Origin of the sequence: Stenotrophomonas sp. JAI102 (genome assembly GCF_013409105.1) — a bacterium.
GTDB classification, from domain to species: domain Bacteria; phylum Pseudomonadota; class Gammaproteobacteria; order Xanthomonadales; family Xanthomonadaceae; genus Stenotrophomonas; species Stenotrophomonas maltophilia_AA.
This window is the reverse complement of the sequence record NZ_JACCCI010000001.1, coordinates 1,083,078-1,104,711: the sequence shown is the minus strand read 5'-3', so window position 1 is coordinate 1,104,711 and position 21,634 is coordinate 1,083,078. Positions and strand designations below refer to the sequence as shown.

General features: G+C 64.2%; 15 protein-coding genes and 1 pseudogene. 5 read left to right on the top strand and 11 right to left on the bottom strand.

Features of this window, described 5'->3' with window-relative positions; genetic code table 11:
- The first annotated feature begins 1,098 nt into the window (after nt 1–1,098).
- From HDC96_RS05130 to HDC96_RS05120, 3 genes are read left to right on the top strand one after another with little or no spacing between them, the layout of a single operon-like run.
- Nucleotides 1,099–4,842, top strand: a complete 3,744-nt coding sequence (locus HDC96_RS05130) for a wall-associated protein (RefSeq protein ID WP_179459029.1) — start codon at nt 1,099–1,101, stop codon at nt 4,840–4,842.
- Nucleotides 4,843–4,859: 17 nt separating this feature from the next.
- Nucleotides 4,860–5,867, top strand: coding sequence for an RHS repeat-associated core domain-containing protein (locus HDC96_RS05125; protein ID WP_257018594.1), 1,008 nt, complete (start codon nt 4,860–4,862; stop codon nt 5,865–5,867).
- A gap of 1 nt (nt 5,868) precedes the next feature.
- Nucleotides 5,869–6,231 (top strand): energy transducer TonB, encoded by a 363-nt coding sequence (locus tag HDC96_RS05120; protein ID WP_179459027.1) that lies wholly within the window; start codon nt 5,869–5,871, stop codon nt 6,229–6,231.
- Nucleotides 6,232–6,468: 237 nt separating this feature from the next.
- Here the strand turns inward: HDC96_RS05120 and HDC96_RS05115 are convergent.
- A pseudogene (locus HDC96_RS05115) lies at nt 6,469–6,861 on the bottom strand (LysR substrate-binding domain-containing protein); the annotation flags it as partial.
- Between the two features lie 275 nt (nt 6,862–7,136).
- On the opposite strand from HDC96_RS05115, the gene HDC96_RS05110 reads away from it, so the two are divergent.
- Together HDC96_RS05110 and HDC96_RS05105 are read left to right on the top strand one after the other, a co-directional pair.
- Nucleotides 7,137–7,418: a hypothetical protein gene (locus HDC96_RS05110; protein WP_179459025.1), complete on the top strand. Its 282-nt coding sequence runs from the start codon at nt 7,137–7,139 to the stop codon at nt 7,416–7,418.
- Entirely contained in the window at nt 7,399–7,896 is a 498-nt protein-coding gene (locus tag HDC96_RS05105; RefSeq protein WP_179459024.1) for a hypothetical protein, read from the top strand. Before HDC96_RS05110 ends, HDC96_RS05105 begins: the two co-directional genes overlap by 20 nt.
- Nucleotides 7,897–8,035: 139 nt before the next feature.
- Here HDC96_RS05105 and HDC96_RS05100 read toward each other — a convergent pair whose 3' ends face one another.
- From HDC96_RS05100 to HDC96_RS05055, 10 genes are all read right to left on the bottom strand, one after another.
- Nucleotides 8,036–8,254 (bottom strand): hypothetical protein, encoded by a 219-nt coding sequence (locus tag HDC96_RS05100; protein WP_179459023.1) that lies wholly within the window; start codon nt 8,252–8,254, stop codon nt 8,036–8,038.
- A 367-nt stretch (nt 8,255–8,621) separates the two neighbouring features.
- Nucleotides 8,622–9,692, bottom strand: coding sequence for a chemotaxis response regulator protein-glutamate methylesterase (locus tag HDC96_RS05095; RefSeq protein WP_179459022.1), 1,071 nt, complete (start codon nt 9,690–9,692; stop codon nt 8,622–8,624).
- The gene (gene cheD, locus HDC96_RS05090; protein ID WP_121036713.1) at nt 9,689–10,285 is read right to left on the bottom strand and encodes a chemoreceptor glutamine deamidase CheD; all 597 of its coding nucleotides are present in this window, start codon (nt 10,283–10,285) and stop codon (nt 9,689–9,691) included. Before cheD ends, HDC96_RS05095 begins: the two co-directional genes overlap by 4 nt.
- A complete protein-coding gene (locus tag HDC96_RS05085) occupies nt 10,282–11,142 on the bottom strand; it encodes a CheR family methyltransferase (RefSeq protein WP_179459021.1) in 861 nt (286 codons plus the stop codon). The genes cheD and HDC96_RS05085 overlap by 4 nt, the downstream gene beginning before the upstream one ends.
- 52 nt (nt 11,143–11,194) lie before the next feature.
- Nucleotides 11,195–13,477: a methyl-accepting chemotaxis protein gene (locus tag HDC96_RS05080; RefSeq protein ID WP_179459020.1), complete on the bottom strand. Its 2,283-nt coding sequence runs from the start codon at nt 13,475–13,477 to the stop codon at nt 11,195–11,197.
- 217 nt (nt 13,478–13,694) lie between these two features.
- Nucleotides 13,695–16,055 (bottom strand): methyl-accepting chemotaxis protein, encoded by a 2,361-nt coding sequence (locus HDC96_RS05075; RefSeq protein WP_179459019.1) that lies wholly within the window; start codon nt 16,053–16,055, stop codon nt 13,695–13,697.
- Nucleotides 16,056–16,151: 96 nt separating this feature from the next.
- Complete coding sequence (locus HDC96_RS05070; protein WP_179459018.1) at nt 16,152–16,535, bottom strand: hypothetical protein; 384 nt, start codon at nt 16,533–16,535, stop codon at nt 16,152–16,154.
- A gap of 173 nt (nt 16,536–16,708) precedes the next feature.
- The gene (locus tag HDC96_RS05065; protein WP_179459017.1) at nt 16,709–17,200 is read right to left on the bottom strand and encodes a chemotaxis protein CheW; all 492 of its coding nucleotides are present in this window, start codon (nt 17,198–17,200) and stop codon (nt 16,709–16,711) included.
- A gap of 635 nt (nt 17,201–17,835) precedes the next feature.
- The gene (locus HDC96_RS05060) at nt 17,836–18,615 is read right to left on the bottom strand and encodes a flagellar brake protein (protein ID WP_179459016.1); all 780 of its coding nucleotides are present in this window, start codon (nt 18,613–18,615) and stop codon (nt 17,836–17,838) included.
- 217 nt (nt 18,616–18,832) lie between these two features.
- Entirely contained in the window at nt 18,833–21,088 is a 2,256-nt protein-coding gene (locus tag HDC96_RS05055; RefSeq protein WP_179459015.1) for a methyl-accepting chemotaxis protein, read from the bottom strand.
- Nucleotides 21,089–21,634: the final 546 nt, after the last annotated feature.

Below are 21,634 nucleotides of genomic sequence, written 5' to 3'. Positions count from 1 at the left end.
ATAGCATTCAAGCTCACCGACATATGGCAGGGCAATACTATCCACATCCCGGATGGTAGTGACCGGGTCATGCTGCTCGCGGAGGCAAATACCCCCCGTCCCAGTGACGGGGTCGCGCGAAAGTGGTCAACCTCTCAACGGGACGCAATTGACTGCATTCCAATGCAGTCGGGCTTGACCGGCGAAGGATATCGTGTCCGTACGACGGAGGGTCTTTCTTACTACTTCGACACTTCCACAACGCGTTATGCAGGTACGTTGGAGAAGTCTCTTGGAGGGATTTCGCGGGCAAGATCTTCACGGGAGCGCATCTATCTGTTGGCGACCCGGGTGGAGGATCGCTTCGGAAACTGGGTTCGGTACGCTTACAACGGAGACGGACGGCCCGTACGAATCTGGTCAAGCGACGGCCGCGAGATCAGCCTGGTATATAACGGAAATCTCCTCGCAACTGCGTCCGCAGCGGGGCGAACGTGGTCGTACTCTCACGGGCAAGTGGACGGTGCTGATCGGCTCACGGCGGTGGTACAGCCAGATGGGAGCCGTTGGACGTATAGCTATTCCAGTGCTCTGCGCGTCTCTTCGCCTCTCTGGGATGGAAACACACGTCCAGGATGCGGAGAGCAACCACCTGAGTTGACGGCTGCGCTGACAATGGTAATTGGTCATCCGTCGGGAGCAGTGGGCGAGTTCAATCTCCGCAACGCACGTCACTATCGGAGTGGCATACACGCCTCAGAGTGCTCACGAAAGACTGCAAGCAATGGATCGTACTACTACGAACTCGCAACGCCCAACTTCTTTGATGTGGTTTCGTTATTCTCCAAGACGGTCACTGGTCCTGGAATAGATGCGCCGCTTACCTGGTCCTACGGCTACGGTAGCGGCTACCAAGCACTTTGGGGCAACCCTGATACGGGTGGCGTGTATCCGTGCACGACGTGCAAGAGCGAGAAGACTGTCAGTGTCAAGAATCCGGATGGATCCTCGGTTCGCTATCGTTACGGATCGCAATACGCGCTGAATGAAGGACGCCTTCTGGGATCCAGTACTTTGGATGCAGCTGGCAACATCCTTAGGTCGAGCTCCAGTTTGTACATGACCAGCACCGAAGTGGTGAGCCAGCCCTTCGCGCCGCGCTTCGGCATTATCTGGAACGGTGAGGACCCAAGCACAGCACAGGTGCGCCCCGTTGTGGCGGAGGCCATTGAACAGGATGGAGTGAGCTATCAAACCAGCATGCTGGCCTTCGATGATATGGCCCGCCCCATCCGTGTGAACCAATCGAGCCCAACCGGCTCCCGCACAGATGTGACGGAATATCAGGATGAGCGTGGGCGCTGGATCTTGGGCAGTGTGGCAAAAGTGATCAATGCGGAGACTGGCGTTGCAGTCGAGCAAACGCAGTACGACGAATTAATGCGTCCCATGCAGATACTGAAGTATGGGAAGGTGGCGCAGAGGCTCACGTGGAACGGCGACGGTACTGTAGCTTCGGTGATCGACGGCAACGGAAACGTGACAAACGTTTCCGGGTGGAAGCGGGGCATTCCACAATCGATTGGTTTTGCCGACGGCACCAGCCGCTCTGCGCTGGTGGACGACAATGGCTGGCTGACCAGTGTCACTGATGAAGTCGGTACTCAGATAGGTTATGAGTACGATCCGATGGGGCGAGTTTCGGGTATCAACTGGCCGACTGGCGACACGACTGCGTGGGCAAAGACAACGCAGTCGTTCGAGCAGGTTGCGGGAGCCGAACATGGAATCGGGGCAGGGCACTGGCGGCAGACCACGGCAACGGGGAACGCGCGGAAGTACGTGTATTTCGATGCGTTCTGGCGGCCATTGGTCACCGAGGAGTATGACGCCGCACAACAGGGCGCTACCCAGCGGTTCCAGCGCTTCGCCTACGATGAGGCGGGGCGTCAGGCCTTCGCATCGCAGCCGTCGACCTCGCCGGCAGTCAGTGTTGGCGTGTGGACGACGTACGACGCGTTGGGGCGTGCGCGATCCGCTTCGGTGGACAGCGAACAGGGCCTGCTGACCACACTGACCGACTATCTGGCTGGCGGCCAGGTGCGTGTCACCAACCCGCGCGGCCAAAGCACGACGACGCGCTTCCAGGCCTTCGGTGGGCCTTCGACCGATGCGCCGCTGACCATCGCTCACCCTGAGGGAGTGGTGACCGAGATTGAGCGGGACGTGTTCGGCAAACCACGCAGCATCACCCGCCGCAGCCAGGATGGAAGCACGCGCCTGACGCGGAGTTATGTGTACGACGGCAATCAGTTGCTGTGCAAGAGCGTCGAACCTGAGACTGGTTCCACGTTGATGGCCTACGATGGGGCTGGGAACCTTGCGTGGAGTGCGGCAGGCTTGGACCTGCCTGAGACGGACAGCTGCGACGCCGGCGCTGCCGCGGCGACGGCCCGACAGGTGATCCGCAGGTATGACGCGCGGAATCGGGTAACAAACCTGCACTTTCCAGACCTCAATGGCGACCAGAACTGGGAGTACACGCCGGATGGCAAGCCGCTCAAGGTCTACACGCTGAGTGAAGGCGGAACATCGCATGCCGCCAACTCCTATATCTACAACAAGCGTGGATTGATCAGTGCAGAGTACGTCGGCGAGATGACGATCGGCTCGGAGGTCATCCAGTATGCGTACGACCCAGGTGGGGCACTGGCATCGATCACCTATCCCAGCGGCCGCCAGGTTGATTACGCGCCCAATGGCCTTGGACAGGCAACCAAGGCAGGGTCGTATGCTTCAAACGTCCAGTACTACCCCAACGGTGGCATGAAGCAGTTCACCTATGGCAACGGTCTGGTCCACTCGATGGCACAGAACGCCCGGCAGCTTCCGGCGCGCGTGACCGACGGCGGCGGGGCACTGGATACCACGTATGAGTACGATGCCAATGGCAACGTGGGCAGAATCGTGGACCATCTTGATGCCGACCGCACTCGGACGATGGCCTATGACGGGCTCGACCGTCTGGTGAGCGCTGATTCTCCCTCGTTCGGTGGAGATGGCGCGTTCCGCTACACCTACGATGCATTGGACAACATCCGGTCGGCTCGGCTGGGTGGCGTGAAGGACCATGGCTACTGGTACGACGCGCGCAATCGCATGACGAACGTGCAGAACAGCGGTGGCGCAACGACCATCGCCCTGGACTATGACGTGCAGGGGAACATGGTCAAGCGCAACGGCGCTGCCTTCGTGTTCGACTTCGGTAACCGATTGCTGCAGGCAGCCGGCGCCGAAAGCTACCGCTATGAAATGCATGGGCGTCGTCTGCTGCAGTTGGCGTCGGATGGTTCTGCATCAATCTGGTCGCTCTACGGCAATGACGGCCTACTCAAGCGCCAGCGCAGCTACCGCGCAGGCACCAGCACCGAGTATGTCCACCTCAATGGCAGCCTGGTGGCGAAAGCTACGCAGTACATCGCCCCGGCCGCGCCGACTGTGACGGCTCCGTCCTTCAGCGGAACTGGCACGTTCGAGGTGTCATGGACAGCTGCGGCCACGGCGGATCGTTACGAGCTTCGCGAGCAGATCGACTCAGCGACTGCAACCGACGTCTTCTCAGGCGCGGGGCGCAGTTGGTCGACCGCAGGCAGGCCGGGCGGGACTTACTCCTACACGGTTCGGGCCTGTCTTCAGACCGTCTGCGGCGCCTGGAGCGCAGCGGCCAAGGTTTCGGTTCAACTGCCGCCTGCGGTGGCGCCCCAGCTCAGTGTACCCAGCGTTTCCGGGGGCGGAACCATCGCCCTCAGCTGGACTGCAGTGGCAGGCGCTTCCAGCTACTGCGTGACCGAGCAGATCGGCAGCGGGACGTGGGCATCGCTCCAGTGCGTGGAAGGGCGGACGCTGACCCTCACCGCGAAGCCTGCCGGTCCTTACAACTATGGTGTGCATGGCTGTAATGCATCCGGATGCGGGCCCGGCAACATGGCGTCGACGACGGTGGTGTACGCGCCAGGTTCCGCGCCGGTCCTCTCCGTTCAGGCCACGAGCCTGGGTGGCACTTACACCGTGAGCTGGGCGCCGGTGGCTGGTGCGGACGTGTACGGGCTGGAAGAGAGCATCAATGGCGGTGGCTGGGCACTGGTGGTGTCTCACGCGTCAACGTCGCAGGGTTTCGGGAGCAAGCCAACCGGCACCTATTCCTACCGCGTACGCGCCGGCAATGCGGCGGGCTGGGGCCCGTACTCGGGTGCAGGCGCCGTGACGGTGATCCAACCGCCTACGGCGCCCTCGCTCAGTGCGCCGGGAAGCAGTTCAAACGGCAGCGTTACGGTCAGCTGGACGCCCGTTCCGATGGCGGTCAGCTACTTGCTGGAGCAGAACGTCAATGGCGCTGGCTGGACGGGTGTCCAGCACGATGGATCCACCCAGGCCTCACTTGCGGGGCTGGGGTTCGCTACGTACTACTACCAGGTCAAGGCCTGCAATGAGGCAGGCTGCAGTGGCTACTCCAACACTGCCAGCGTTGTCTCTACGCCGCCGCCTGCAACGCCCCAGATCACGTATTCGCTGCAGACCCGTTGGCGTATCGCCCGCCTTTCCAAGCAGCGCTGCGATATGAAGTGGGCGGCCAGTGTGGGCGCCACCTCTTACCAATTGCAGGTGCCCGGCGGAAGTCTTCAGTACGACGGCCCCGCAACGTCTGTGTCCTCGCCTCAGAACTCCTCGAATTACTGCGCGCCGAGCCATGTGATTCGCGCATGCAACGCCAGTGGTTGTTCGGCATGGTCGGATCCACCAACGCCGCAGCCCATCAATGACCTCGGTGATCTGGATGAAGATGGTGGTGGGGTGCCGCGATGAGTGCGCTGGATACTTTGATGAGGACCAACATGGTATTGCGTGGTGCTGCGACCATCTGCCTGGGACTTTCTGCATTCGCGACCAGTGCGCAGGAGGTGGTGCGCTATATTCATACGGACGCGCTGGGGTCTCCGGTAGCGGAGAGCGACGAAAGTGGAGCTGTCGTCGCTCGTTTCGTGTACGAGCCTTATGGCGCCAACATTGGGAGTGCGCCGGAAGATTCGCCAGGGTTTACCGGGCATGTCTCGGACAAGGAAACGGGGCTGACCTATATGCAGCAGCGCTATTATGATCCAGTGGTCGGATTATTCCTTAGTTCTGACCCTGTGACAGCTTCCGCGAGCCCGGTCTCGATGTTCAATCGTTATCGATACGCGAACAGTAATCCCTATCGATTTTATGACCCGGATGGGCGATGCACCGGCTCAAGGATGGCGAATGGTGACGGAACGTGCAAAAGTACGGGGGAGTTCACGACCCAGGCTTCATCCGCAACTAGCTTGGACGCACGAAACGTAGACAAGGTTTTCACTCATAGCTCGGTTTCGACGATGGGAGGGGAGGCAACGGCTTCAGCTTTTCCAGGTGAGACTCGAACAGCTTTGAAAAAATTCTTGGGATCTGGCGTTGGCGGTGCCATCGGACGACGCGCCGTACAGAGTGGTGAAAAGATAGATCTTGAACAGATTCTTCCTAGTTCTGGCTATCCTCCAGTATTCTCGGCCGGTTACGCTGGCACTAATATTGTGACCTACAGTTTGCAGTGGCGCGAATTCTTGAAGTCAAATAAATTCGGAAGAGAATTCTCCGGTGCTGGCCTGGATGTTCTACTGGCCCACGAGATTGGTCATACGCCTATGGCTGGTGCCACGTTTGGTTACAGTGCGGCAACCTCAAACGCTGATGCCGACGAGTTCAACGCAGTTCGATTCCTGGAGAACCCCTACAGGCAATACTTGGGAATGCCACTGAGAACCCATTACTCTGGACTTTCGGTGCCAGACCCCTTGGTTGGAGGTAATTAAGATGATCGGCATCACTGCCTACTTGATGATGACGGCTGCCGCGGTATCTGGATGCGATTGCAGGTCTGGGGGCTGGGATAAGGTTGTAGAGAACACAGAGGAGCTTGTTGTCTACAAGCAGCCGTTCAAGGTGCCAAGGGATCCTCTAGGCTCAAAGTACCCCGACGCCTGTGTCAGGATTGGATTCCAGATCGATGAGAACGGGCGTCCCATAGATGTCAGAATTGATAGAAGCTCCGAAAACCGGTCGATGGATGTTGCAGCCCGGGAAACCTTGAAGAAATACAGATTCGAGGTTCCTTCGAACGAAGCTGCAACAGAGTTCGCGCTTGTTTTCGTTTACCCTTCATCTGAGTCGCCGTAACGCGCAGGTGCCGTGGTCTGCCGTGTCAACTCCTGCCGCCACGTAACGGTAGGGGTCTCATCCCAAGCAACTGCTGGGGGTTGATCGATTCATTGGCTCATGGAGCTGTCACGTAACGAATGCGCCGGGGCTGATTTCCTTAGAGCTCAATGCGTCAATGCACCAGGAGCAGGTATCGGCGGTCGTTTGGGAACCGGCCCTGCGATCACGATGATCAGGCGCCGGTTTCTGCCGTCATCATCGTCTCGGGTAGCGGAACGGCCACGCGTTGTCGGCGTCGTTGCTGCGTTCGGCGCAGACGGCGCGGAAGGTTTCCACGAACGCCTGCTGCAGGCGGGTGGGGTGCCAGTCAGCGCGGGTGGTGAGGCCAATGCGGCGGCTCAGATCGTCACCTGCACTGCCTATCTCGCTGAGCAGGCCGGCGCGGCGTTCGATCACGAACTGGTCGCGTGACATCAGGGTGAGCCAGTCGTCCTCCTGCAGCAGGCCGCGGGTGATCAGCACCGAGCCGCATTCGATGCGCAGGCGGGGCGGTTCATGGCCATGCCGGCGGAACATGCGCTCCCATCGTACGCGTACGGGGGCGCCGCTGGCGGAGATCACCCAGGGTCACTCCAGCAGCTGATCGGAGTCCAACTGGTCGCTGCTGGTCAACGGGTGGACGCTGCGCGCAGGAAGATCGTAGCCCAAGTGACGCAGGCAATATCGGTGGGAGAGCTGCCGCAGAAGCGACGGCGCGTACTTCCGGGCTCCGCAATAGAGAATTCAAGACCGCAGGTGCTGCTGCCAAAGCATGGTTCGACGCTGTAATGCCAGTAGGCATAAAATTCGGCTCTGAGATAGGTGTACGAATCTTCCAGGGCATGGGCCAAGGCGCAATTCTGGGAAGCTCGGTCAGCGACGGCATGAAGAATTCCATCACGCGGATGACACTCAACAGCTCCGTGTCGGGGCTTGGAGAAAAGTTCGCCCCCATCGGCTACGCTCATACACATCCCGGCACGAAATTCTTCAGTGGTGAAGACATCCAGATGGCCCAGTCAATGTATAGAGAGGTGAATTCTGGTCGATCCGTCCCTCTGGATTTCGAAGTGTTTGTTGGACTGACGAACGGTAAGATGTATGGTTGGTCATACCTGCAGAATGGTGGCAACACTGATGAGAATGTTGAGTATTCCGCTCCTTAGTGGGCTCATTCTTGCGTCTGCATTCGGTGCAGCAGCTGCTGCACCGCGGCACTGCTACGGGGAGGGGAAGGACCAGACCTGCGCACTTTCTTTTGGTGATCTTTGGGGTTCGCGCGAGCAATACGCGGGACGCCGGATCGAAATCAGTGGACACCTTGTCCGCGGCTTTGGCCAACTGGTTCTGTATTCAGGAAAAGACTATTTTCTGTACCAGAAGGCAGTCGGCGGCATCGCGGTGCAAATGGACCAGACAACGTTGGAGGCCGCACTTGCCGAGATGCGTCCTATCCTTGGCGAGGGAGACTGGAAGGACGAGGCCCTCTGTCCAATCACCGTACAGGGCATTTATTCCGACCAGCCGTTCGGAGACTTTGCGACGTTGGGAACTGTGACGATTGCAAGCGGCCCAAGGATGCTTCCATTTGTTGGCTCCTGTGCTGACCTGCAGCCTAGGCTGCCGCAAGGCTTGGACAAATGACTTTCATCCAGCTAGACATGGCGAACTGTTCCAGTGCCTTCGCATGCAGGAGAAGATGCATCGTAGCCGACCGCTCTGCGAGCCGTCGGTAGGGTTGCAGCCTGCCGCCACGGTGATCATGGCCTCGTTTCTGCGATCGTTACCGTCGGGGATACCGGAACGGCCACGCGTTGTCAGCGTCGTTGCTGCGCTCGGCGCAGACGGCGCGGAAAGTTTCCACTAACGCCTGCTGCAGGCGGGTCCGGTGCCAGTCGGCGCGCATGCTGAGGCCGATGCGGCGGCGCAGGTCATCGCCGGCACCGCCGATTTCGCAGAGCAGGCCGGCGCGGCGTTCGGTCACGAACTGGTCGCATGACATGAGGGTGAGCCAGGCGTCCTCCAGCAGCAGGCTGCGGGTGGATCAGCACCGAGCCGCATTCGATGCGCAGGCGCGGCGGTTAATGTCCATGCTGGCGGAACGTGCTTTCCCAGCGCGTACGCACCGGCCAGCGGGTGCCCGCTGCGCCCGACAATCACTGGGTCATCTTCGAGTCGGCCTTGCTGCGCGACATTGCATAGTCGCAGGATGTCGCGCATCGCACCTATCAGCAGGCCCAAGCTTCCTGCACGCAGATCGCTCACCTGCTCCGCACAGGGCCCCTCGATGTCGTTAACCGACTCAGCCGACTTCACACGGGTGAAGCGCGCCAGCATCTGCGGCAGCAGGGTCTCGCGCGCCAGCCGCGTCAACCCCGCGCCAACGCCATCAACCGCTCCGCAATCCGCTCCAGCGGCACCATCTCCTCCGCTGCGCCCAGCTTGAACGCCGCACCCGGCATGCCCCAGACCACACTGGTCGCTTCGTCCTGCACCAGGGTCGGGGCGCCGGCGTTGCGCAGATCGAGCAGGCCACGGGCACCGTCGTCGCCCATGCCGGTGAGGATCGCGCCGATGGCATTGGCGCCGGCGCTTTCGGCCACCGAACGGAACAGCACGTCCACCGCCGGCTTGTGCCGGTTGACCGCCGGGCCGTCGTCGATCCGGCAGCGCCAGCGGGCGCCGTCGCGGATGATCCGCAGGTGCTTGCCGCCCGGCGGCAGGTACGCGTGGCCGGGCAACACCGCTTCACCATCGCTGGCCTCGCGCACCGACATCGCCGAATGGCGGTCCAGGCGCTCGGCGAACGGGGTGCTGAAGGTGGCGGGCAGGTGCTGGGTCAACACCACGGCCGGGGCGTCGGCCGGCATGCCTTCGAGCACCACGCGCAGGGCCTCCGTGCCGCCGGCGGAGGCGCCGATCGCGATCAGGCGGTCGGTGGTGCGGAACTGGATGCTGCGCGGTGGCGCCTTCGGTGCCACCGCATCCAGGGTGATGCGCGGCGTGGGGGGACGCGCGAGCGTACGTACCCTTGAGCGGGCCGCCATCTTGACCTTGCCGATGATCTCTTCGGCGTAGGCCTGCAGGCCACGGGCGACGTCGAACTTCGGCTTGGAGACGAAGTCCACCGCGCCCAGCGCCAGCGCCTGCAGGGTCGTGTCGGCGCCGCGCTCGGTCAGCGAGGAGATCATCACCACCGGCAGCGGATGCAGGCGCATCAGGTTTTCCAGGAAGGCCAGGCCGTCCATGCGCGGCATTTCCACGTCCAGCGTGATCACGTCCGGGGCCAGGCGCTTGATCTTCTCGCGCGCCAGCAGCGGGTCGGCGGCGGTGCCGACCACTTCGATACCGGGATCGCTGTCGAGGATTTCGCTCAGCATATGACGCACGACCGCGGAGTCGTCGACGATCAGGACTTTGCAGGGTGCACCGTGGGTCATTCGAACAACTCCACGCCGCCGGTGACCGGGGCCTTGGACAGGCGGGCACGCACGGCCGATTCGGTCGCGGCCACTTCGGCTTCATGGGCATGCGGCAGGCGCTGCACCACCACGCGGCCGGTATCGGCGAAGAACCACACCTTGCGCGGGTGGATGCCGCAGAGGTCCTCGGCGATGATCGGGATGTGCTCGGCCTGCAGGTACTGGCGCACGAACTCGGCGTTGCGGGTGCCGACCGGGTTGCTGGTGAAGCCCTTGAGCACGTTGGCGCCACCGAACACCTTGGCCTCCAGTCGCTTGCGGTGCGCGCCGCGCTTGAGCAGGTCGTTGATCAGCAGCTCCATGGCGTAGCTGCCGTAGCGCGCGGGCGCGCCATCACCGACGTTGCCCTCGGGCAGCAGGAAGTGGTTCATGCCGCCGATCTTCAGCACCGGGTCGCGCAGGCAGGCGGCCACGCAGGAGCCCAGCGTGGTGGTCAGTGCGGTGTTGTCGTCTACCGCGAGGTACTGGGTCGGCAGCAGCTTGGCGGCGGTGACCTGGAAGCGGCTGTCGAAATAGCGCATCACCTCGTCGTTGCGGATCGGCAGGCTCATGCCGGCGCTCCGGGCGCACGTTTGTACAGGGTCCGGCCGCAGGGCTGGATCAGGTCGGCAGCGTGCAGGTAGTTCTCCGAATGGCCGGTATACAGCAGGCCGTCATCGCCCATGTGCTGGATCAGCCGCGAGAGGATGCCGCGCTGGGTCGGTTTGTCGAAATAGATCATCACGTTGCGGCAGAACAGGGCATCGAACGGGCCGCCGACGTCGTAACGGTTGGCGAGCAGGTTGAGCGGGCGGAAGTCAATCAGGTCGCGCAGGGCCGGGTTGACCCGGCAATGGCCTTCGTTGGGCCCGCTGCCGCGCTGGAAATAGCGCTTCTTGATCGCAGGGTCCAGCCCGGACACGCGGTCGATGGCGTACACACCACGACTGGCGGTGGCCAGCACCTGGGTGTCGACATCGGTCGCCAGGATGCGCACCGGCGGTTTGAGCGTGCCGAAGGTCTCGCAGGCGGTGATCGCCATCGAGTAGGGTTCCTCGCCGGTCGAGGCCGCGCACGACCACAGCTGCAGGGTGCCGTGGCCGGCGCGCAGACGCAGTTCGTCGGCCAGCTTCTCGAAGTGGTGGGGCTCGCGGAAGAACGCGGTGAGGTTGGTGGTCAGCGCATTGGTGAACGCCTGCCATTCGTCGCCGCCATGGGACTCGAGCTGGTCCAGATAGTCGCTGAAGCTGCGCATGCCAAGCGCTCGCAGCCGGCGCGACAGCCGGCCGTAGACCATGTCGCGCTTGGCCGGCGCCAGCGAGATGCCGACGCGCTGGTAGATCAGCTCGCAGACGCGGCGGAAATCACGATCGGCGAACTCGAATTCGCGAGCATTCGGTGAAGCGGCGTTGGCTGGGGGCGTGGACACGGGCGGACTCGCAGGGAAAGGGGGTGCGGCGATCACGGATCGCCGCGGGAACTCAGAACTCTTGCCAGTTGCCGTCATCGGCCGGCGTGCTGCGCGGTGTGCGCACCGGCGCGGCGGCACGCAGGGCAGGGGATGCCGGCGGTGCCGGGCGGCTGGCCGGGCGTACCGGCCCCATCGCGGCGACGGCGCGCGCGGTGACCGCGCTCACGGCCTGGGCAACCTGGTTGTCGAGGCGGAAGATCGCCACGGCGTCGGCCAGCTGGGTGGCCTGTTCCTCCATCGCGCGCGCGGCCGCGGTGGCTTCTTCCACCAGCGCAGCGTTCTGCTGGGTCGTCTCGTCCATCTGCACCACGGTCTGGTTGACCTGGTCGATGCCGGCGGACTGCTCCTGCGAGGCGGCGGAAATCTCGGCCATGATGTCGGTCACGCGCTGCACCGAGGCGACGATCTCGCCCATGGTGGCGCCGGCCTGGTTGACCAGCTGCGAGCCCTCGGCGACCTTGCCGACCGAGTCATCGATCAGCCCCTTGATCTCCTTGGCCGCGCCGGCCGAGCGCTGGGCGAGGGTGCGCACTTCGGAGGCCACGACCGCGAAGCCGCGGCCCTGCTCACCGGCGCGTGCGGCTTCCACCGCAGCGTTCAGTGCCAGGATGTTGGTCTGGAACGCGATGCCGTCGATGACCGAGATGATCTCGGCGATCTTCTTCGAGGAGGTCTGGATCGCGGCCATCGTGGTGACCACTTTGCCGACCACGTTGCCGCCCTGCGAGGCGACGGAGTGCGCGCCGATCGCGAGCTGGTTGGCCTGGCGCGCGTGCTCGGCATTCTGGCGCACGGTGGAGGTCAGTTCCTCCATCGAGGCGGCGGTTTCTTCGAGGTTGGCGGCCTGCTGCTCGGTGCGGCGCGACAGGTCGCTGTTGCCGGTGGCGATTTCGCCGGCGGCCAGGTTGATGCTGCCGGCGGCCTCCTGGATCTGGCCGACGATCTGGGTCAGCTGGGCCACGGTGGCATTGGCATCGTCTCGCATGGTGGCGAACACACCCTGGAAATCGCCCTGCATGCGTGCGGTCAGATCGCCTTCGGCGATGGCCGACAGCAGCTGCGAGAGCTTGCCGAGGTTCTCGTCGCTGACCTGCATCATCGCGTTGAGGTGGCCGATCATCCGGCGGAAATCATGATCGAAGCGGGTCGTGTCGCCGCGCTGGCTGAAATCACCGGCGGCGGCGGCCGCGGCCAGGCGCTGGATTTCGCCGTTGATGCTGCCCAGGTTCTGCTTGACCGCATCGACCGTGCGGGTGATCGCGGCCTTCTCGCCCGGGTAGCGCGCGATGTCCGCGCTGAGGTCGCCCTGGGCATAGCGCTGCACCACGGCCAGCACATCGTCCATGGTCTGCACGTGCGCGCCGACGAGCGCATTGGTTTCATGCACCATCAGGCCGTACTCGCCGGGGAAGGCGGTCTCGTCCATGCGGTAGCCGGTATTGCCCGCATCGTGGCGGCTGGCCATCTCGCGCTGGCCACTGATCACGGCGTGCAGCTGTTCCTGCATGCGGGCCATGCTTTCCAGCAGGCGGCCGGGCTCGTCGTGGGCCTGCTCGCCGATGCGGCTGTCCAGCTTGCCGCGGGCGATGTTCTCGGCCACGTGGGTAGCCTGGCGCAGGGGCAGGGTGATGCGGTTGCCGATCAGCCAGCTCAGCGCCAGCACGATGAGGACCACGCTTCCGCCGGTGGCTGCCATGATCGCGGTGAACACCAGCGCCTGCTGCTGCACATCGTCCATGTAAGCGCCGGTGCTGACCACCCAGTTCCAGGGCGCGTACATGCCCGCAAAGGCGACCTTCTCGACCTCCTTGTCGGTGCCCGGCTTGGCCCACTGGTAGGAGACGAAGCCGCCGCCTAGGCGAGCCATGCCGATCTGGTCGTAGTACACGCGCACCCCGTCATCGGTGCGGAAATCCTTCATGTCCTGGCCGATCAGTTCCTTGCGGAACGGGTGCATGAGCATGCGGTAATGCGTGTCGTAGACGTTGTAGTAATAGGTATCGCCGTCGGCGCGCATGCTTTCCAGCGCCATCAGCGCGGCCTGCTTGGCCGCCGCCTCGGTCAGTTCACCGCTGTCCGCCAGCCGATGGTAATGCCCCAGGATGCCGTAGGTCAGTTCGACCTGCGTCTTCAGACTGTCCTTGCGGGTGTCGGTCAAATCCAGGTACTGCATGCGCGCGGCGACCACCGACAGGGCGATGACGCCCAAGGCGATCAGCAGGGTCAGCAGGTTGAGCTTGCGCCTGACGGACAGGTTGGAGAAGTACGGGTTCCAGCGGCGGAATAGATTCATGGGCAGGGCATCTGAGCGGGCAAAAGCACGTGGCGATGCCAGGAGCACGCGGTGGCGATCACCATCCTGGCTGGCCGCGACGAAGTGTCGGGCAATGCTGTTATCGGCCGATATGGCCGACTATTGAGTGCGACGGCCATCGACCATTCAGTCGGGCAACGAAAAGCCCCGGTGCCGAAGCACCGGGGCTTGAGTTCACGACAAGCGGCAGAGGGGCTTAGAACTCCTGCCAGTCGCCGTCGGCCAGTTCGGTGGCCACCGGGCGCGAGGCCGGGCGACGCACGGCTGCCTGCGCCAGCGGCGCACGCGCGGCACGCGGCGGGGCGGCCACGACCGGAGCGGGTGCAACCTCCTGCTCGTCCAGCTTGAAGATCGACACGGCATCGGTCAGCTGGCCGGCCTGTTCTTCCATCGCACGGGCGGCGGCGGTGGCTTCTTCCACCAGCGCGGCGTTCTGCTGGGTGGTTTCATCCATCTGCACGACGGTCTGGTTGACCTGCTCGATGCCGGCCGACTGTTCCTGCGAGGCGGCGGAAATCTCGGCCATGATGTCGGTCACACGCTGCACCGAGGCGACGATCTCGCCCATGGTCGCGCCGGCCTTCTGCACCAGCGCCGAGCCATCGTTGACCTTGCCGACGGAGTCGTCGATCAGCCCCTTGATCTCCTTGGCTGCACCGGCGGAGCGCTGGGCCAGGGTGCGTACTTCGGAAGCGACGACCGCGAAGCCGCGACCCTGCTCCCCGGCACGTGCCGCTTCGACCGCGGCATTCAGCGCCAGGATGTTGGTCTGGAACGCGATGCCGTCGATGACCGAGATGATCTCGGCGATCTTCTTCGACGAGGTCTGGATCGCGCTCATCGTCGTGACCACCTGGCCGACCACGTCACCGCCCTGCGAGGCGACGGTGTGCGCGCCGATCGCAAGCTGGTTGGCCTGGCGGGCATGCTCGGCGTTCTGGCGCACGGTGGAGGTCAGTTCCTCCATCGAGGCGGCGGTTTCCTCCAGGTTGGCGGCCTGCTGCTCGGTACGGCGCGACAGGTCGCTGTTGCCGGTGGCGATCTCGCTGGCAGCGGAGTTGATCTGCTGGCTGGAGTGCTTGATCCGGGTGACGATGCCGCTGAGCTGCTCGGCGGTGGCGTTGGCGTCGTCGCGCATCCGGGCGAACACGCCCTGGAAGTCGCCGTGCATGCGCACCGTCAGGTCGCCCTGCGACAGCGCGGCAAGCAGGTTGGAGACCTGTTCGATGCTGGCCGAATTGGCGTCCAGCAGGCCGTTGAGCTGCTGGGCCAGCTGCAGGAAGAAGCCGTCCTTGCCGTCGCTGTCGATGCGGCCGGACAGATCGCCAGCAGCGGCCTGGGCGATCACGCGGGCCACTTCGGCTTCCACCAGCGCTTCGGGGGTGCGGTCGCGCCATTCGATGACGTGGCCGACGGTCTCACCCTGCTCGTTGGCGATCGAGGAGATGACCTGGGCGAACTGGGCTTCGCCGAACTGCATCGGGCGACGGCTGACGCCGTGCTGTTGCAGCTGGGCGAGGGTCTTGGCATCCATCTCGCTGCCGTGTTCAAGCGTGGCGGCCGACTTGCCGATCAGCGAGGCGGCGGCATCGAAGTCCGGCAGATCCTTGCGGATGTCGGCTTCGTACTGGCTCAGGGTCTGCTGCAGCGCGCGGTTGCTGTAGACGATCGTGTGCTGGGCATCGGTCAGGTAGACGCCGGTGGAGCTGTAATCCAGCGCGGTCCGGATGCGCAGGTTCTCGCGGGCGATGGCCTGGTCGGTTTCGGTGCGTTCGCGCAGGTCGCGCTGCATGCGCTGCATGGCCTGCAGCAGGTCGCCGACTTCATCCTTGCGGCTGACGTCGATGTGGCCATCCAGCTTGCCGCTGGCGACATCATTGGCGACCGATACGGCACCGCGCATGCTGCCCACCAGCGAGCGGGCGAACAGATACACCAGCACCAGGCCCAGGGCGGCGCCGGCGAGCAGGGTGATGACGGTCAGCGTGGCCGAGGCGGCATAGGTGGACTCGGCTTCTTCGCGCGAGGCGCGCGCAAGGCGGTTGTCTTCGGCGATCAGCGCTTCGAGGGCGGCGGAGGCCTTGCGGTGCTTGGCGCGGGTTTCTCCGACAAACGTGTCGATGGCGTCGTCAGGCAGGTCCAGCTCGAGCATTTCGGTGACGGCGTCGTAAGACGCCAGCGAGTCGGTCCAATCCTTGGCGAAGGTGTCGAACAGCTTCTTCTGCTGGGGATTGTCGATCAGCGCGGGATACTTCTTGATCGAGGCATCGATCTGGGTGCGCAGCTGCGCGGCGCGGGACTTGGCTTCGGCCTTCACGTCATCGCTGGCGCGGATGAGGCCCTGGTAAGCAGAGTTGCGGTACTCACCGACCATGCCGCGCAGTTCGCCGGCCAGACGGATGCTGTCCATCCGGGGCCCGGCCAGTTCGGTGGTGACGTTGTTGAGTGAGTGCAGGCCACGATAGGCCACGATGCCCTGCAGCAGCATTACCAGCAGGAGGACGCCGAAAGTCAGCATCAACTTGGGCATCAGTTTGAGGTTGTTGATCCACGGCATGGCAGGTGCGGTCTCCAGTGGCAAACGCGTCCGGCCGTCGGGGCCGGTTGCAGCGACCACGCCGGCCAGTGCCGGCGTGGCAGGGCGTACGGCGGATTACTTGATGTTGGCGAGCTTGAGGCCGGCCGGCGAGCTGACTTCGATTTCAGCGCGCGAGGCATCGCGGGCGATCTTGCCGATCACGCAGACGGTCTTGCCTTCCAGGGTTTCCAGCGGAAAGCTGAACTTGCCGCGGTTGGCACCGGCGATGCGGGCCGAGAAGGTGTGGCGCGGGAACGCACCGCCCATGTACAGGAAGGTCGGCTGACCTTCGGAGCCTTCGGCGTAGCGGGCCTTCTCGACCTTGCCGCAGACCATGCCGTCCTTGCCGACCGAGCGCGGGGCCAGTTCCGGCGGAATCATTTCACCGGACTGGGCGAATGCAGTGGAGGCGGAGGAGGCGATCACGGCGACCGAGAACAGGGCAAGCAGGGACTTCATCGGGAAAATTCTCCGGGGATAGGGGCAGTTGGCCCGGCCATGGGCGATCCAGTGCAGCCGGGTTCTGAGACCAGCTATCGGCCGGCCCGGGCGGAACTGAAGCGGGTTTTTGCTTCAGTTGCCGCCACGGTGCGGACCGGGCAGCGCTCGTGGACTGTTCTGTGACGGATGTCTCAGGCGGCGACGTCGTCGATGACCGGGGTCTGGCCCATGTCGGCGCTGTCGAGGAGGGTTTCGATATCCAGCAGGATGAGCATGCGATCGTCCTGGGTGCCGATGCCGGAGATGAAGCGGGTATCGACGGCGGCGCCGAATTCGGGCGTCGGGCGGATCTGGTCGGCGGCCAGCGGGATGACGTCGGAGACGCTGTCGACGACGATGCCGACGACGCGGTCTTCGACGTTGAGGACGATCATGACGGTGAAGGCGTCATAGGTGGCATTTTCCAGGCGCAGTTTGAGGCGCAGGTCGATGACGGGGACGATGGTGCCGCGCAGGTTGATGACGCCCTTGATGTAGTCGGGGGCATCGGGGACGCGGGTGACGGAGTCGTAGCCGCGGATTTCCTGGACTTTGAGGATGTCCACGCCGTAGTGCTCGGCGCCGAGGGTGAAGCTGAGGTATTCGCCGCCGTCGCTGGTGGCGTTGCTGTTCTTGTCGTTCATCGAGGGGTCCTGGATCGGGCGTGGCGGTCGAATAACCGGGGGTCACGCTGGATATCGGCCTGGTCGGGGGCGACTTTAGGGGTGCTTGGCGAGAGCAACGGCATTGGCGGTGCTGCATTCGGCGGCTGGGCTGGTGTGGGTGGGTTGGCGGGACACGCCGTGAATCCGTCCATGGAGGCTCATGTCGCGCCATCCATGGCGCTCATGGTCCCGCCAACCCACCCACACCAGCCCCTCGACAGTGCGTCGGTGTGTCAGTAGCAGCAATGGCAACAGCGAGAACGACGACAAGGCCAACAGCGAGGCCAACAGCTGTAGCTAGAGTCTGGAGCCGGAGCTGGAGCTGGAGCGGACGTGGCCCGTCGTGGCGCACACACTTTTTTGCGTCAGCACACCGCCTCAGTCGGAGGGCGTCTTGCCGAGCTTTGCTCGGCAGCTCTCCATCCCCATCGCCGCTGCCTTCAACTCTGGCCCAGCCAACTGTCCAAGGGGCGGCGCGGGTGGGTTGGTGGGACCATGAGCCGCATGGATGCGGCGACATGAGCCTCCATGGACGGATTCACGGCGTGTCCCGCCAACCCACCCGCGCCGACTCAGTCACGCAGCATCAAACCGCCACGCAGTTGAAGCAGCCATCAACTCTCCCCATTCTTCCTCGCACTCCGCTGCCGGTCGATGCGGAAGATGTAGCGCTGGATCGCGCTGTCGCCGCCGCGCGGGAGGTCGTCGAAGCGCATGCCGATGCGTTTCATTTCGACGCCGTTGGGCAGCTTGACCGCCAACTGGTTGCAGACGATCAGCGAGACATGCAGCGGGCTGCCATCGGGCAGGTCCAGCTGGGCGGCGTAGCGTTTCTGCAGCGAGAACACGTTGCAGTCCACCGGTACCGTGACGGCCAGACCGCCGCCGCTGATGTCCACCACGCGCAACTGCAGGATCTCGCTGCGGTCTTCGTTGATCGGGAACTGCAGGTGGGGCGAATCGGTGATCGGCGTTTCCAGCCGATACAGCTCGCGGCGCTGCAGGTGCACCAGCTCCTCGGGGAAGGGCACGCGGAAGGCGACGTGGCCTTCATTGCGCACGCGCTCCAGGCCGTCCAGGCGGAAGCGCACCATGACCCGGTCCAGCTGCGCGAAGCAGAGCAGATGGCCGGCCTCTTCGGCAGCGCGGTTGGAGGACTCGGAGGGGCTGCCGTCCAGCAACAGCGAATCCTCGTCGTCGTCCAGTTCCAGCACCGCAGTGGGGAAGGACTGGTCGCGGCCGCCCAGGTGGGCGTTGATCAACGAACGCTGGTCGATCAGCGCCTGCAGCAACTGCCGGATCTGGCGGGGATTGCGGACCAGGTACCGGTCATCCGTGCCATCGTCGTGCGTGGCATGGAGTCGGTCGTGTGCGTCGTGGCTGCCTTCGGACATGGAATCTGCTGGGTTGGGCGGGTGCCGGCACGCGTAGATACCGGGGCTCTGTCCGTTTATCGGCAGTAGTTCACATTTATGTAGGGGGAATTGTGTCGCCCCGCCAAGACGACCGGCCGCAGTTCCGGCGTGTCGTGCCGGCGAGGCGCCGGTGAAACGACGACACCCCGCCGGGGCGGGGTGTCGTCAGGGTCAGTCGATCACGTGGCGGGTGCGATCAGAACTCCTGCCACTCGGCGTCGTTGGCCAGTGCCGGCTCCCGGGCCATTGCCCGGCGCGGTGCGGCGGCGACGCTGCGCGGCTTGGCCGGGGCGACGGCTCGCGCCACGGCAGGCGAACGCACCACGGCGGTGGGTGCGGCCGCCGGAGCCGCGTAGGCCTGCCCGTCCAGCTTGAACAGCGCGACGGCGTCGGTCAGGTGGCCGGCCTGTTCTTCCATGGCACGGGCGGCGGCGGTGGCCTCTTCCACCAGCGCGGCGTTCTGCTGGGTGGTCTCGTCCATCTGCACGACGGTCTGGTTGACCTGCTCGATGCCCGCCGACTGTTCCTGCGAGGCGGCGGAAATCTCGGCCATGATGTCGGTCACGCGCTGCACCGAGGCGACGATCTCGCCCATCGTGGCACCGGCCTGGTTGACCAGCTGCGAGCCTTCGGCCACCTTGCCGACAGACTCGTCGATCAGCCCCTTGATTTCCTTGGCCGCGCCGGCCGAGCGCTGGGCCAGGGTGCGCACTTCAGATGCCACCACCGCGAAGCCGCGACCCTGTTCACCGGCGCGTGCGGCTTCCACTGCGGCGTTCAGCGCCAGGATGTTGGTCTGGAAGGCGATGCCGTCGATGACGGTGATGATGTCGGCGATGCGGCGCGAGGAGGCGTCGATTTCGTGCATGGTGCTGACCACGCGCCCGACCACGTCGCCGCCCTGCGAGGCCACCGAGTGCGCGCCGATGGCGAGCTGGTTGGCCTGGCGGGCATGCTCGGCGTTCTGGCGCACGGTGGAGGTCAGCTCCTCCATCGAAGCCGCGGTTTCTTCCAGGTTGGCGGCCTGCTGCTCGGTGCGGCGCGACAGGTCGTTGTTGCCCGAGGCGATCTCACCGGCCGCGGTGCTGATGCTGGAGGAGGCCTGCTGGATGCGGCCCACGATCTGGGTCAGCTGGGCGACGGTGGTGTTGGCATCGTCGCGCATCGCAGCGAACACGCCGTGGAAATCGCCCTGCATGCGTGCGGTCAGGTCGCCGGCGGCGATCGACTGCAGCAGGTGCGAGAGCTGGGACAGGTTGCCGTCGGCGACCTGCATCATGGTGTTGAGGTTCTCGATCATGACCCGGAAGTCGTGCTCGAACCGCAGCGCATCGCCGCGCTGGGTGAAGTCACCGGCCGCCGCCGCCTGGGCCAGCGACTGGATCTGGGTGTTGATCGCCAGCAGGCTGTTCTTGGCCGCATCCATCGATTCGTGCAGGATCGCGCGGGTGCCGGGCAGTCGGCGGGCGTTCGGCGAGAGGTCGCCGGCGGCGTACTGGTTCAGGACGTTGATCGCGTCCTTGATCGCGTCCAGGTGCTCGAAGATCACCGTATTGACGCCGACAGCCAGCTGGCCGTATACGCCCGGGAAATCTTCCGGAATGCGGTGGCTGATGTCCGGGCCGGCGTGCATCTCGACCATCTGCTGGGTCTGCTCGGAGAAGCGACGCAGCATCACCGTCATGTCGCGGGTGGCGGCCAGCATCTTGCCGGCTTCATCCTTGCTGGTGGCCTGGATGTTGACCGACAGATCGCCACGCGCCACCGACTGGATGGCGTGCACGGCCTGGACCAGCGGGCGGGTGATCACCCGCGAGATCGCCCAGGCCAGGGCCGCAGCGAGCAGCGACAGCAGCACCATGCAGGTGATGATCGCGACCACGCTGGCGTGGTGGGTGGCATTGGCGTCGGCGATGCGGGCGGCCATCAGGCTGTTGCTGTAGGCACCCAGTTCCTTGAGGTCCTCGAACAGCTGGCGGCGTGCAGGGCGCGATTTGTTGTCCGACACGTCCTGTGCCAGCACGCTGTCGCCGGCAGCCACGGCCGCGCGCATCTCGGTGTTGGCAGCGAAGTAGGCAGTGGTATCGGCGGCCACCTTCGCATACAGCGCGCGTTCGCGGTCGTTGGCCGGCAGGGCCGCATAGGCGGCCAGTTCGTCCTTGACCAGCTTGGTCGATGCGTCCATGCGCTTGTTGTAATCGGCCACCTTGTCGGGCTGGTCGAGCATGCTCAGCTGGGCGAGCTCATAGGTGCGGAGCTCGCCCAGCAGGGAGCGGGCTTCACCCAGGTGCTGCAGACTGGGAATGTTGTTGCCGGCCATCGACACCAGTTCGGCATTGGCGCCGTTGAGGCGGACCAGGGCGAACACGCCCAGGACGACGGTCATCAGCGTGGTGAGGGTAAACCCCACGGCCAACTTGCGGGCGATGGGCAGATCGTGGAACCACTTCATGGCAGGAACTCCGGGCAGGGCGGTGGCGCACAGCCGTGGGGGCGCTGGGCGAAAGATGGAGAGGACGCAGGGCAGGGCGCGTGAAGAAAATGTCAGCGCTCTCACTCGGGATAGCGGCGCTGTGTCGCCGCAACTTGAGCGTTCGATGTCACATTTTTTCGTTGGGGCCAGGCAGCCCCCGATGCTGTCGTGATGGTTGCAGAAGCAAGCAGTGGCGGGCGTTGCGTTTCAGTGCCGCGAGGTATGCCTCAGTACGTCCGAGTATCGGCAACGTTCGAGGTCACAGTTTCGTGCAAGGCAGGGTGAGGCATGACGTGTCGTGACGACACGACACGACAAGGCACGGCACGGCTGCCGGTGGGCAACGGGTGCGATGACGGTAGATCCACGCCATGCGTGGAGACCGCGCGCAGCGCGGCACAAGCACCCGAAGACGCCAGCCGCCGGTCGTGCGGCAAGTTTCCGAGGTTCAAGCCAACCCAAAGCGCCTGTCGCAGGCGTTCAAGCGCCCGGAATGAAGAGCATCCACGCATGGCGTGGATCCAC